Raw genomic sequence first — 14,399 nt, forward strand, 5'->3', positions numbered from 1 at the left:
CGTCTAGTTGTCTCGATATTTATTGGCTATTTCTTGGAAATTGGACTGTTCTGCGATAAGAGCATCTACAACCAACGGATCAAAATGGATGCCCTTCTTTGATACGATCTCTTTAACGGCATCTTCATGACTCCACCCAGACTTATAAACCCGTTCACTTACTAAGGCATCGTAAACATCGGCAATCGCCATAATGCGTGCAGGTAGTGGAATTTCCTCCCCTTTTAATCCCCGTGGATACCCTGTTCCATCCCATTTTTCATGATGTCCGCCAGCTATTTGAATGGCCTTTTTCAATAGACCCTGATCACCACCAACTTCAATATCGGGAGATGATAGAACCGCCTCACCAATAGCGGCATGAGACTGCATTACTTGCCACTCTTCATCATTTAAGTGACCCAGCTTATGCAAGATATTATCGGGAATACCCACCTTACCAATATCATGAAGTGGTGCGGCCTTAAATAAAATCTCAATGGCCTCATCGCTTAGTTCATTTGTGTAATGCCCCATTCCCCTTAATCTTAAGGCGAGTTTTTTGACATAGTTTTGGGTGCGGACAAGATGGTTACCTGTTTCGTTGTCACGAGCCATGGCAAGAGCATTTAGACTTTGAAGCATTGTGCTTTCTGCAGTTTTGGAATTAATTTGCTCGTATATCCATAAACGCTCTAGAAAAATATTTGCAATCAGAATATAAACAATTAAACAAAGGCCGACAGCCAATAATCGAGTTATTGCCCCATACAAAGGCTCCTGATACAAAGCTCCAATAACAATAGGGCCTGTCGAAACCTCAATCGAAATATAAATTCTATACAAATATGCACAGGTCTGAATGCCGAAAATGAAGCTCAAAGCAAACAGGTTGAGCGACCGAAAATTATGCTTATAGGTATATTTAATGATCTCTATTAAGGACCAAAGGCATATTATGGCAAGGACGCTACTGACAAAATATATGCGGGCATTTAAATCAAAGTCTTTACGAAATGCTTCGTAGAGCAAAAGAGAGATGATGTATGAAATCCAAAAAACATACAGGCTAACTTTGCTAAGCCGCCCTCTCCAAGAATGTAGCAATAAAGCAATTGCAATGTTCGAGAAAATAAAAGTGACAGTACTTATTGTGACGAATAAATCCGGGTAATAAGGAGTTAGTCCAAATAAAATAAACCCGATACACATCATGCTAATGCCAATTAACCAGTAAACAGGATTGTGGTTTACTTTATCTAATTGACTTGCTTTTTTAGCGCCAAACATTACTAAAAATGCCGCAAAAGCAAAAAAGAAATGGAAGTAAAGGCTCAGTGTTTGCATGGCTTTATGTATAACTTTGCATAAGCATAATCATTAACTTACGGACTCAAATCCTATAAGTCAAGCAGATGTATGCACCAATGTTGTGCTTTTGAACCAATGACAGAAAGCTACTATAAATACTTAAACCCTGCAGAAGTCGCTTAATGGCCGATTGGAGCCATTTGGGTCAAATCAGTTAATTGGGCGCTTCTCGACCCTAAGCGGTCATCAGACCTTTAATCCTAAAAATGCGCAAGAACTTTAAGACTGTGTATTAGATACATCTCACGAAGATGCTTTTGCTGGGTAGAGTTGATTTTTAAGCCCTCTGAGAAATATCGCTCAACTGTTCCGTACCGGCTATACATTTCATCAAAAGAGGCTTCTAAGTACTTTTGCTTCACGCCAAAGAGCGCTGATGGAATGCCTGGATCGCCACCCCCCGCAATAAATGCATCGATCTCTTTTTGGTGCATTGGTAATAAATAGTTGTTACTACGTAAGTAATCAGCTAACACCTCATCTTTAGGCACACCAAGGAAGGTTAACAAGGCTGCAGCCCCCCACCCCGTCCTATCCTTACCATTTGTACAGTGAAAGACTCCAGGCAAATTAGCAGCATCCGACAATGATAGAAAGAGAATTCGATACGACTGTTGTGCACTCGGAAGCGAGACAAAATCCCGGTAAAGCCTAACAAAACTAGCCTCAACCCCTTTTGCTCCACCTAATTTTTGACTAGCTAATTTGGGGTTTTGGAAAAGCTCACCTATTTGATCGGGGGTTACGATTAAGTCCTCATCCGCCATGACGTTAAGTCGAACATACTTCATCTCTGGGGGAATCTTATCGGGCTGCGCGCTAATCTCAGCTGGTGTGCGTAAGTCGTAATCAGTCTTTAATTTGAGCGCCTGGAGTTTAATTAAATTTACCGAATCCATAGTGTAGAACTCATTGGAGCGATAGACTTTTCCCCTCGCTACAACATCCCCACCGCTAGTTACATACCCGCCAAGATCGCGCAGATTAGGCACAGGGCCAATATCCAGAAAGATCCCTAGACTTTGCCCCGGAGCCAAGATTGTTGAGGGTGCTTGCGCCAGAGCAAGCGGTCCCATGCAACAGCTAGCAAGGACAAATACATATTTTGCAAAGTGACGTCTAAAAACGTCTCGAGTCCTAGGTGTTGAAATGATGAAGTTGTTCATGTAGGAAATCGATTTTTAAGTACCTTAACCATGGTGGGGCTCAAGGGCTTGAATAATTCAGCGTTGTAAGAGGCTGAATATGGCACTCCCCCAATATCTCCATATCGAATGGATGCATCAGACGCTCCATTCTGCGGCCGCGTTGGATCCATTGAGCTAACAGGTATAACTCCGAATGCACGCTCTACATTAGGCGTATTTGGTCGCATATCATTTTGTAAGATTTGCTGAGCTGCAATTGCCATACGCCTTCCACTTTCAGCAGGCGTTCCCTCACGTACTGCAGGATCAACATTCACAGTCACAATAGAGATGCTGTAATCCCTATTAAGATAGACCTGTAGTGTACGAAACTGTTGTGGGAAGTCGTGCAAAGAACTGGTTTCTATTTGCCAAAATCCATGCTCTGCGGGAGCACCTAGAGGCGCCTTGAATGCCTTGACCGTATTGACATGGCGGTGACCCGCTAGCCAACATAAAACCTGGCCATTGGCCTGAATTTCAGAAACCAATTCAGCAAGAGCGATAGCATTTTTTAACTTTGCATGAGGGTCACGGGTTGACTCCCACCACTCCATCTCACTTCCAATGGGTGCTACTGCAAGTGGAACGTGCGATGCAATGATCACCAGCTCATGTCTTTTCTTTGCAAGATTTAATTGTGAGCGTAACCATTTAACCCGGGTGGCGCTTAAATAACCGTGCCCATGAATATCATGACTGCCATCTTTGGGATCCTGAACATTATCCAAAACAATCATTCGTAACGGTATATCGGCTTTTGGCAAAAAACTGTAGCAAGAAAATCCAGACTCCTCCTTTTCATAATTGGGATCTACTAAATGAAATCCATGGCCGCGAGGTAAAGAACTCGTGTTAAAAAATTCAGCAATCCACTCTTTCTTTGTAAGCGAGCGGCGATTCAGGTTTGAAGAAATGGTGGGCTGCTTTAAAAAAGTACTGACTGGTCCAGCATCAATGATTTCTCCAGATTCAGATGCACCGTTGATCGTACCCATGTAATAGACTGGCGACTTTAAGCTCACTGTAGTATCAAAAAGACATGGGAAAAATGGAAAATCTTTTATAGGCTTGAGCACGTCATCTATAGCCCAGATCTGATCACTTACATAGGAGTCTCTAAGCCTTAGGCTTGGATCCGCATCAACAGATACGCTCCCGATCATAAAAAGATCGTGATTGCCATTAACTTGGTACCAAGGAATTTCGGGCAATAACCCAGCAGACTTAAAAGGCCGCTGATACGAGATGGTATCTTGAGTGGCATCCCCACTGGTATTGGGGTAAATGACTTTGCCATCCAAAATATCCAGATACCACCGAGTCTCGTTATATTGGGTAGAGTTACAGGTATCCCCCAAGGACAACCCAAAATCAAATGCGTGAGTTGAATGCAGCGCATTTGCAGTTTGAATCGAGGCATCAAGAACCTGGGTAGTAGTTAACATCGTCGGCGAATAGATTGAGGTCATGGGTGCGCCAAATTCAGCATCCAATTGTTGAATTGCAATCAATTGATTGCCTGCCTGCTTGTCTGTTAAATGTATATCGCTGATCGTAAAGAATGAACTCAAGCGATGTAGTCTCTCGATACCTGTAGTTTTGTAGCCCACCGGCATTAAGTCAAAGCGTCGCTCGATTGGCAGACCAGGGCCATAGGCATAGTTGCCATATTGATATTTTTTATATTGGCTTACACAATGCAATTCAGTAGGGGCAAGTCCTTTGCCCGAGGCTGGAGATTTGACTAACTCTGGAATTGAAAAAGAAAGCATGCGCTCTACTGTTGTTTTGACCTCGCTATCAATTTTGTAGGTAGTAAATGTCTCATTTTTCTCACCCAAACACCATCCGGAGTAAGACATCACAACACTTCCGATGGAGTACTGCATGAATAGGCGACGTGAAAAATGATGCGCTATCCCCTCTTGGGGCTTGCCTTCTTGAGGCGCATCCAATTGAACTTTCATGATGCCCTTATGTGTTTTGTATTAGCTTTGCTTATAAACAACGATGTAATCTTGAATATTGTTCGCACCTATATACAAATCCTATTCCTCCAATTTTCCTTAGGCTTGATCTAAATCAAATCACTTGTGGATATATGGAGGTCGATTCATTTTTGATGTTGTGGAATCGTGGTTAGCTAGCGCACAAGAGCGCGTGAATAGCTACGTTCGGCCCAATGGAGGCCATAGGACCAAACGGGGATGGTAGCAGTGGCTGAAAACCACTCCTCATTAGCTTAGGTCTTTTTGATTTCTGCAATCACTGGGGCGTGATCAGAAGGCTGTTCCCAGGTACGTGGCTCTTTGTCAATGATACTGGCACTGCATTTTTCTTTGAGTGCTTCGCTCAGCAGGATGTGGTCGATCCTCATCCCTGCATTACGTCTGAAACCCATCATCCGGTAATCCCACCAGCTAAACGCTTTAGGGGCTTGCTCGAACATCCGGAAGGAGTCTTCAAATCCTAGTTTCAGCAAATCCTGAAAAGCTGTTCTCTCTTGTGGCGAAACAAGATTCTGCCCTTCCCACGCTTTAGGGTCATGCACATCAGCATCTTGCGGGGCGATATTGAAATCACCTAAGAGCACTAAACGCTGATTCTGCTGTAGTTCTTTTGTTAGCCAAGACTGTAACGCGTTTAGCCAGTTGAGTTTGTAAGCAAACTTCTCGCTTTCAGGTGACTGTCCGTTTGGAAAATACGCAGATACCAATCTTATCGGTTGCGTTTCCTTGAAACACACTGTGGCAGCTAAGATGCGCTGCTGCTCATCAGCATGATCAGGAATATTTCTAATAGGTTTTAGAAAAGTGGTCTCTAGATCGGTTGCAATAGGCGCTAAGGCAGCACGCCTCACAATAATGGCGACGCCATTGTATGTCTTTTGGCCAGCAGCAAGACTCAGATAGCCAGCCTCTTCTAGTTCCTTGTGGGGATACTTATCATCGGTGAGCTTGAGTTCTTGCAAGCACAAAGCATCAATCGGTTTCTTAGCCTTTTCTTGATCACTCAACCAACGGAGAACGTGTGGCAAGCGAACTTTTAAAGAGTTCACATTCCACGCCGCTATCCGGACTGAATCAGTCATCTATACCCAATTCTTGCAATTTACGAGTAATCGTATTGCGGCCAATACCAAGACGTTGTGCTGCTTCAACTCTTCTGCCACGCGTCACTTCTAAAGCGGCTTGCAAAACCGCTTTTTCAAATTTAGCGCACAGAGCGTCATAGACATTCTTGTCACCGTCTTGCAACATCTTGGCAGCGAGTCGACTTAAGCCAGCCTCCCAATCCACCGCTCCACCTCGTGACACAGCTACTCCCGCTTGAGAAGCGTCTCCCTGAGGAGTCATCGGTTGATCATTGACCTCGGCCAAGAAATCACCCGGCAGATCGCTGACACCAATTACATTGGAAGGCGTCATCACTGTAAGCCAATGGCACAGGTTCTCTAATTGACGCACGTTACCAGGGAAAGACATCTGTCCGATATCTTTCAGAACCTCATCAGAAAGCTTCTTAGGTTCAACACCCAGAGATTTGGCACAGCTGAGCATAAAGTGACGAGCGAGTAAGGGAATATCTTCGGCACGCTCACGTAATGGCGGCATGCGCAAACGAATCAGATTGAGACGGTGCAATAAATCTTCTCTGAAGAATCCAGCAGCAACGCGTGACTCTAAATTTTGATGGGTGGACGCAATGATTCTGACATTCACCTTAATGGGGTCTTGACCGCCAACTCGATAGAAATGGCCATCCGTTAGGGCTCGCAATAAGCGAGTCTGCAAGTCAAATGGCAAATCACCGATTTCATCTAGGAATAAGGTGCCTCCATCAGCCTGCTCAAAGCGTCCACGACGCAGCGTTTGTGCCCCTGGAAATGCACCACGTTCGTGACCAAACAATTCAGATTCCAATAGATCTTTTGGAACGGCTGCTGTGCTAAGCGACACAAATGGGCCTCTAGCACGCGGGCTATGCTTGTGGAGCGCCAAACCGACTAACTCTTTACCAGTACCAGATTCGCCGGTAATCAATACAGTGGCATGTGACTGCGCTAAGCGGCCAATGGCGCGAAACACTTCTTGCATCGCTGGAGCCTGACCAATGATTTCGCTAGCGTCTTGAACAAAAGCACTTAAATCTTTAGTGCCAGATTGATTACGATCACTTTGTTCAATAGCACGATGAATCAGTTCAATCGCCTTTTCTAAATCAAATGGTTTAGTGAGGTATTCAAAAGCGCCGCCTTGAAAAGAGGATACGGCAGAATCCAAATCTGAATAGGCGGTCATGATGATGACCGGCAATTGTGGATGGCTCTGTTTGACGTGCTGCAATAGCTCCAAGCCATTGCCGCGCGGCATCCGGATGTCGGAGATCAATACTTGAGGTGACTCTTTCTCAAGGGCATTGAGGACATCATTTGGGTTTGAAAAACTCTTATGGGGAATATTTTCACGTGTGAGAGCCTTCTCTAACACCCAACGAATAGACTGATCATCATCGACGATCCAAATTGGTTTCATGATTATTTCTCCCGCTTACGATATGGAATCTGAATATGAAAATCTGTACGCCCAGGACGGCTATCACAAGAAATAGAGCCCTGATGCTGCTGAACAAAAGTTTGTGCCAAGGTAAGGCCAAGTCCACTGCCGCCTTCTCTTCCTGAAACCAAAGGAAAAAAGATGCGCTCTCGAATATCTTCTGGAATGCCAGGCCCGTTATCAATGACCTGTAAATCCATCGCCAACTTATAACGCTGTTTAGCAATCGTGACTGAACGGGCAACCCGAGTCTTTAACTCTATCTGGGCAGTCCCGGCGGCAATTTCATCTGAAAGTGCTTGGGCTGCGTTATGCGCAATATTGAGTACCGCCTGAATGAGTTGCTCACGATCCCCAAGGAGATCGGGAAGACTCGTGTCGTAGTTGCGAATGATCCGAAGCCCTTTAGGGAACTCCGCCAATACCAAACTACGAACGCGCTCTAAGGCCTCATGGACGTTAAACGCTTCAATGACGTGTGCTTTACGGTGTGGTGCCAGAAGACGATCTACTAATGTTTGTAGCCGATCGGATTCTTTAATGATGACTTGGGTATATTCCCTCAAGCCTTTTTCTGGGAGTTCAAACTCTAGAAGCTGTGCCGCCCCACGAATGCCACCCAAAGGGTTTTTGATTTCATGCGCTAAGTTCCGCATGAGTTCCTTATTTGCTTCCACTTGTTGTGTAACACGCTCGTCACGCTCACTGCGAAGTTGCTGATCGATCGGAAACCATTCCATCATCAGCAGATCCGGATCGTCAAACATCGCGATGACTACGTGCGCAGGTGTTGATTCGTGATGAATGCTACCCGGCATAGAATGCAAAACCATTTCTTGACGTTGCGCTATGACTTGACCGCTCCGCACTTCCTCAATCATGGAGTTTAAAGGCGCGTTATCCCCAAACAAATCGTGCACGGACTGCCCCTCAAGTGATTTACGCGACAGATCCAGCGCTGCTTCAGCAGCCGGATTGACATAAACCAATTGTTGGTTCTCCGCCTCAAATACCAAGATGGCATTAGGCATCTGATCAAGCAATGTCGGAAAAAAAGGAGCAGCCGAAGCTGCTCCCTTGAACGAATTGCGCAACAGTCCTGCGCTCAAGTTCTCTCCTTCGCTTACAGGGAGTAGTACATATCAAATTCGATAGGATGAGTAGTCATACGGAAACGTGTGACATCTTCCATCTTCAAATTGATATACGCATCGATCATGGATTCAGTAAATACACCACCACGAGTTAAGAACTCATGATCTTTCTTCAAAGCTTCCAAAGCCTCTTCCAAGCTTGCGCAAACGGTTGGGATCTTTGCATCTTCTTCTGGTGGCAAGTCATACAAGTTCTTGTCAGCGGCTTCACCTGGGTGAATCTTGTTCTGAACACCATCCAAGCCAGCCATCAACAAGGCAGAGAATGCCAAGTATGGGTTAGCCAATGGATCAGGGAAACGAGTCTCAATACGACGACCCTTAGGACTGGAAACGTGTGGAATACGAATCGAAGCAGAACGGTTACGTGCAGAGTAAGCCAACTTCACTGGCGCCTCAAAGCCTGGAACCAAACGCTTGTATGAGTTTGTACCTGGATTGGTAATCGCGTTCAATGCTTTAGCGTGCTTGATAATGCCGCCGATGTAGTAGAGAGCAAACTCTGACAAACCAGCATAACCATTACCGGCAAACAAGTTCTCGCCATTCTTCCAAACGGATTGGTGAACGTGCATACCAGAACCGTTATCGCCAACTACTGGCTTAGGCATGAAGGTTGCTGTTTTGCCATAAGCATGAGCAACGTTTTGAATGACGTACTTTTGCCAGATAGTCCAGTCAGCGCGCTGTGTCAATGTGCTGAACTTCGTACCCAATTCGTTTTGGCCTTGACCAGCAACTTCATGGTGATGTACTTCGACAGGAATGCCCAGGGATTCAAGAATCAAACACATTTCAGAACGCATGTCGTGGAATGTATCTACAGGAGCAACTGGAAAATAACCACCTTTTTTACCTGGACGGTGGCCTGTGTTACCGCCTTCGATTTCTGCAGCAGAAGACCATGGCGCTTCTTCGGAATCAATCTTCACGAAGCAACCTTGCATATCAGCACCCCAACGGACGCCATCAAAAATAAAGAATTCTGGCTCTGGACCAAAGTAAGCTGCATCACCTAGACCGGTGCTCTTCAAATAAGCTTCGGCACGTTTAGCGATAGAACGTGGGTCACGATCGTAACCTTTGCCATCGGATGGCTCGATCACGTCACATGTGATGACCAATGTTGACTCTTCATAGAATGGGTCAATGTAGCAAGCTGTTGGATCAGGCATCAACAACATATCAGAAGCTTCAATACCCTTCCAACCAGCGATAGAAGAACCGTCAAATGCATGACCGCTCTCAAATTTGTCTTCGTCAAAATGGGAGATAGGTACTGTTGTGTGTTGTTCTTTGCCCTTTGTATCTACAAAGCGGAAATCAACGAAAGTACATTCTTTCTCTTTAACTAACTTCATCACATCAGCGACGGTCTTGGTTGTCATGCAACTCTCCTCTATTAACTAAATTTGGAATTCAAAACTTAAGGCATTCACCCTTGTTCATTCCAGGCATCAAACATGCCTAATGGATGTATGTAATTTACTGAAGCAAACAAGTGGGATGTCTCATTATTGCACTATTTAAGTGCTCAAATACCCCTTGTACGGCAGAAAAATGGCTTAATGCACCAGTTTAGTGCTATCTACCGCTAGCTAAGATCATGAATTTCATAACCCAGTTCTTGCGTGCCCGTTCGAAGGGCATTCCAAGCGCTATCCAGTAGATTGGCGTTGCCCTTAATGCCCAATTCGATATGCCGCTCTGCAAACACACCGCCCTTTGAGGGGTCACCTACAGACGGCAGACTAAAGACCTTCACCCCAGGGAAATTGGCCTCGATACGCTCCATCAGTGGGGTTAAAGTGGACTCCACCCCCTTGGGAACGATAAAGCTCTGCTCAGCCCAGTTTTCTTGATGAAAAAGATCTTTGTAATAGGTATCTAAACACCAGGCCATCATGGGTGCCGCCATCACTGGAAATCCTGGGACAAAGTGATGCTCTTTAATCCTAAAGCCTGGAATCTGGTTATAAGGATTGGGGATGATGTCGCTACCGAGCGGAAATTCACCCATTTTGAAGCGGTGTTGATTCTCTGGCGTGTTCAAGTCCGCTTTAATGGGATCGCCCTCTGCCGTCGACTGAATCCGGCCCGCAATCAGCTCTCTAGCGGTGGGATGTAATTCTGTTTTAGTACCTAAAGCTAAAGCAGCGCATTGACGAGTGTGATCATCTGGTGTGGCACCAATACCACCAGTGCTAAAAACCACATCACCACTCGCAAAACTATCTTTGAGTATCGCGGTAATTTGCTCGGGATCATCGGCCACATATCTTGCCCAAGAAAGACTTAAGCCTCTCTCCGTTAAGAGCTCAATCAATTTACTGAGGTGCTTATCTTGGCGACGACCGGATAGGATCTCATCACCAATCACAATCAAACCAAAGCGCCGTGCTGCGCTTGCAGGAACATCAATAGAAACTGTTTTAACTGCATCAACCATGATAAGGAAGCTCCGATTCAATAACGCGTGTTTCGACGGTGAGCGCTTTATCCAACTCCTCACGTCGTAATTCTTTTAGCGCCGCCAATAAGAAATGGCTAAACCACAGTGCGGCAAAGACGAAGATCAAAGAGTAGATCCAAACAGCGATAAAACTCACCACAGGAAATAACACGAGCGCTAGGGCAGATGTTGCCCAGAAGAATGTCGGCACAGCACCAAACAAACCAGAAACGATTCCCATCGACAGCAAAGACCAGCGATATTTTTCAAGCAAAAGATCGCGCTCCTCAACGCTGGCATGTTTTGCCAATACGTCATACGACATTAAACGCATGGTTAACCAGCCCCAGAGCAATGGCGGCAGCACAGCCACCAAGGGTGGCATCCACCACACCGGCAATGTCAGCATGACTAACGCTAAACAAATCAATGCGGACCACAAGGTGTAAAAAAGACTTCCCAGTAAACCGCCGCCACGTTTGCATTCCAAATCCTTATAGGCCGATTGCCGTGCAACCGTCTTCACAATAGCAGGAACGGTTGTAAAGGCGATGAGCACTAACAAGCTGATGCAGATGAGCGGAATTAGCAGCATCACGAAAAATAAAGGGGCAATCCATGCTCTGGCATTTTCAAAGCCAGCCCAGATTAAGCCATCCTGAATCCAACTGGTAAACATCGATGTTGTGAGAAAGGTGCTGAGCATTTCTAGGGCGGGAGTCCAAGTGAGCCAGATCGTGCAACCCCATAACACTGACACAATCAGAAAGGGGCGCAAACTCAACCACATCATGCGCGGATGCATCGTACCCACAAGCGCTAAGCCAAAGGATTTGATCACTTGCTGCAAATCTTCCATAAAACTCCTATATGCCAAGTATTGATACTACTTGCGCAGCGATTTTTTAATCTCTCGAAGCGAGAGCACAAAGCATTGCCATTGCTGAATTAAAAGATTATTAGAAACGGATAAGTCTCTCACTCCGGTTGGATAGATCTCCTTGGGGAAGATGGCCGTTTTAAATAAGACATCCCACCAAGGAAACAGAATTCCAAAATTGCATCCACCTAAGACTCCGGGCTTACCTATCACTTCATGACCATAGCCAACAGCGTGGTGCATGCGATGAAACATCGGGGATATTAAGAGATGCTGAAATCTACCCAGGCTTACTTTGATATTGGCATGTTGCCAACTTTGAATAAATTGACTCACCACCACTAAAGCGATGAATTGGCCTGGCGACACTCCAAACAGCAAGGCAAAGAATGCAAATACCACTGCTCGTAAAACGTCGTCGAGGATGTGGTTACGATTATCGGACCATGCCGTCATGACAGTCTGGCTGTGGTGCAAAGAATGGAGTTTCCACCACCAGTTAAAGGTGTGCGAAGCGCGGTGGTATAGATACTCAACCAGATCAAGCAAGATCAGATAAATTAAAAAGCTGATGAGTGGTATGGATGTGATGGGTTCCCACCAAGATTCAACATTGAGACGCTCAAAGCGAAAGTCGTGCAAGATCGAGTCCATCTCAAAAAAGAATCCTGATAAAGCAATGAATATCAGACCATGAAAAATACCAAGGCGATGAAATAAGGTGTACATCACGTCGGCCTTTGTAGCCGTAGCGAAACGCTCTTGGGTTTCTGCTGGTGCAATGCGCTCCCAGACTCTTAGAACTACGATGATTAACAAGATCTGGATGCAACCAAACAAAAACCAATCTAATCCATCAAACGCATCTTCCGCCCAACCCATGAGGTTGAAATGGTATAAAATGGGGGCAAGGATATTGTCGAACAAGTACTCTTGTACGGCAGCATATCCTGCTGATATCGGCGTGGTGATGAAGCTCAAATCCATGGCTTATTGTGGACTAATTGCCTTACTTTGGCAGGGTAGCAAAACAAAAACCGCGATTCTTCAGATTGATAATCAATTGCTCGAGAACTGCTGGGGCCCAAGGGTCTTTTCTAGACCAAATCCCTAGATGTGCCATAGCGATGTCGCCATCCTGAAGATTGCGGCTCGCCTTTTCTAATAAGACTGAATTGGGGTGTACTTTGGAATCAAGCTCATCCCCCAAAAATCCAGCATGGTTCCAGCCAATATGCTGGTAACCACACTGATTACCCATATTGATTAGACGTGGGGAAGTCTTTCCCCCAGGTGCACGCCAAATTTTTTGAATCGATGAGCCCGTCAACTCCTTAAAGCGGTCGTCCACCCTGCGAATCTCTCTACAAAAACTGGCTTCGTTATACAGAATCGTTTCACCAGCTTTGGGACCAAATTGCGGCCTTTCAAACACATCCTTATTGGGTGCATCTTTCAAAAAGTACACATGATCATAGGTATGACTTCCAAAGTGATGCCCTTCTCGCAAACGATCTTGCCAGAATGACTTCCAAGAATCGTCTAAAGCAAAATCGCCACGACTGGTTTTTTCATTGGCAAGAAAAAAGGTGGCTTTAACGTGTTGACGATTGAGCACATCAGATACCAGTTGCGCAACTGACATATTGCCCGTATCAAAGCTAAGGTAAACAGTCTTATTGCAAGTAGCACCCTGAGCCAGAACTGAGAAAGAACAAGCTAGCGAAACGAAGAAGGCAAAAAGGCGCAACATTTATTCCCAAGCAGCCCGCGGTGTGAAGAAAACGCCATGAGGAGATTTTCCAACAGGAATCGTGGCAATGAGCTTCATGGAAGGAATATCAATCACACCCACTTTTTTTGCAAAACGAAATGTCACCCACATTGTTTTTCCATCGGGCGTGATTTCCATATCGTCTGGGCCAGAAGGTAGGCCTGTGATGTCACCTACTTTTTCAAGAGTCTGCATATTGATCAAGCTAATCGTAGAAGCAATGCGATTACTCACGAAGACTTGCTTCTTATCGCCTAAAGGACGGAAGTTATGCGCCCCTTTACCACTCAAGATGCGTTTGACTTCTTTGCGATTTTTCCAATCGATCACTTGCACATTATCTTCACCAGTAATGCCAACCAATAAATACTGATCACCTGGCGTCATCCACAAGCCCGCAGGTGTGTTACCTGTTGGCATTTTCCAAAGCAGTGTCTGTGTCGCTAAATCAATCGCAGCCAGTTCGCTCGAGTCTTGTAATGTGATGAAAGCAATCTTGCTATCGGATGTATAGGCAATGTGACTTGGTGTCTTCGCCAACTTAATCGTTTTGGCAAGTTTTAAATTGGCGCCATCAGCCGCATAAATATCAACGCGATCTAAACGATTGCCGTTAGCAATAAACCATTTATGGTTTGGTGAATAGCCGATTTGGTAAGGATCAATAATCTCCGGGATTTTTCCAGTCAATTCTCCATTGACTGGATTCATTAACTGAACATCGTTACCCGCTGCATTGGCAATCAGAAGCGTCTTCTGATCTGGGGTGAGCATCAGGTGATGCGGTTCTTTGCCAACTGGAACTGTCTTGATGACTTTTCTGGTCGACATATCAATCAAGCTCACACTTGCCTCAGCTGAATTCAACACGATGGCGAGTTTAGGTTCGGCCGGAGTGGGCGCTGGAGCTGAAGCTGGAATTGTTTGAGCGAAGGTCAGCGAGGCGCTGGCAATGAGGGCTAGGAAAATACCGGTTGCCAGACTGTGAAAGCGATGATTCTGATGAAATGTATACATACCCTATTGTAAGCAATCCAAGGGGA

General features: G+C 45.4%; 12 protein-coding genes. All 12 read right to left on the minus strand.

What is annotated here, in order from left to right; all coding sequences use genetic code 11:
• Positions 1 to 3: 3 nt before the first annotated feature.
• The 12 genes from ICN49_RS05160 to ICN49_RS05215 all read right to left on the minus strand — a co-directional run bounded on the left by ICN49_RS05160 (position 4) and on the right by ICN49_RS05215 (position 14,373).
• Complete coding sequence (locus tag ICN49_RS05160) at positions 4 to 1,326, minus strand: HD-GYP domain-containing protein (protein ID WP_216166446.1); 1,323 nt, start codon at positions 1,324 to 1,326, stop codon at positions 4 to 6.
• Positions 1,327 to 1,550: 224 nt separating this feature from the next.
• Positions 1,551 to 2,516 (minus strand): tyrosine-protein phosphatase, encoded by a 966-nt coding sequence (locus tag ICN49_RS05165; RefSeq protein ID WP_216166447.1) that lies wholly within the window; start codon positions 2,514 to 2,516, stop codon positions 1,551 to 1,553.
• Positions 2,513 to 4,507: a TIGR03768 family metallophosphoesterase gene (locus tag ICN49_RS05170; RefSeq protein WP_216166449.1), complete on the minus strand. Its 1,995-nt coding sequence runs from the start codon at positions 4,505 to 4,507 to the stop codon at positions 2,513 to 2,515. Before ICN49_RS05170 ends, ICN49_RS05165 begins: the two co-directional genes overlap by 4 nt.
• Positions 4,508 to 4,782: 275 nt before the next feature.
• Entirely contained in the window at positions 4,783 to 5,631 is an 849-nt protein-coding gene (xth, locus tag ICN49_RS05175) for an exodeoxyribonuclease III (RefSeq protein WP_216166451.1), read from the minus strand.
• Positions 5,624 to 7,075, minus strand: coding sequence for a nitrogen regulation protein NR(I) (ntrC, locus tag ICN49_RS05180; RefSeq protein ID WP_216166453.1), 1,452 nt, complete (start codon positions 7,073 to 7,075; stop codon positions 5,624 to 5,626). The genes xth and ntrC overlap by 8 nt, the downstream gene beginning before the upstream one ends.
• 2 nt (positions 7,076 to 7,077) lie before the next feature.
• A complete protein-coding gene (gene glnL / locus ICN49_RS05185) occupies positions 7,078 to 8,193 on the minus strand; it encodes a nitrogen regulation protein NR(II) (RefSeq protein WP_439650850.1) in 1,116 nt (371 codons plus the stop codon).
• Positions 8,194 to 8,219: 26 nt separating this feature from the next.
• Entirely contained in the window at positions 8,220 to 9,638 is a 1,419-nt protein-coding gene (gene glnA, locus ICN49_RS05190) for a type I glutamate--ammonia ligase (RefSeq protein WP_216166456.1), read from the minus strand.
• 206 nt (positions 9,639 to 9,844) lie between these two features.
• A complete protein-coding gene (locus tag ICN49_RS05195) occupies positions 9,845 to 10,699 on the minus strand; it encodes a competence/damage-inducible protein A (protein ID WP_216166458.1) in 855 nt (284 codons plus the stop codon).
• Positions 10,692 to 11,561 (minus strand): EI24 domain-containing protein, encoded by an 870-nt coding sequence (locus tag ICN49_RS05200; protein ID WP_216166460.1) that lies wholly within the window; start codon positions 11,559 to 11,561, stop codon positions 10,692 to 10,694. Before ICN49_RS05200 ends, ICN49_RS05195 begins: the two co-directional genes overlap by 8 nt.
• A gap of 27 nt (positions 11,562 to 11,588) precedes the next feature.
• On the minus strand, positions 11,589 to 12,569 hold the full coding sequence (locus tag ICN49_RS05205) for a sterol desaturase family protein (protein WP_216166462.1): 981 nt from the start codon (positions 12,567 to 12,569) through the stop codon (positions 11,589 to 11,591).
• A 22-nt stretch (positions 12,570 to 12,591) separates the two neighbouring features.
• Positions 12,592 to 13,335, minus strand: a complete 744-nt coding sequence (locus ICN49_RS05210) for a polysaccharide deacetylase family protein (RefSeq protein ID WP_216166464.1) — start codon at positions 13,333 to 13,335, stop codon at positions 12,592 to 12,594.
• Positions 13,336 to 14,373 (minus strand): YVTN family beta-propeller repeat protein, encoded by a 1,038-nt coding sequence (locus ICN49_RS05215; protein ID WP_216166466.1) that lies wholly within the window; start codon positions 14,371 to 14,373, stop codon positions 13,336 to 13,338.
• Between the last annotated feature and the right edge of the window lie 26 nt (positions 14,374 to 14,399).

This window comes from Polynucleobacter finlandensis, assembly GCF_018881755.1.
GTDB classification, from domain to species: domain Bacteria; phylum Pseudomonadota; class Gammaproteobacteria; order Burkholderiales; family Burkholderiaceae; genus Polynucleobacter; species Polynucleobacter finlandensis.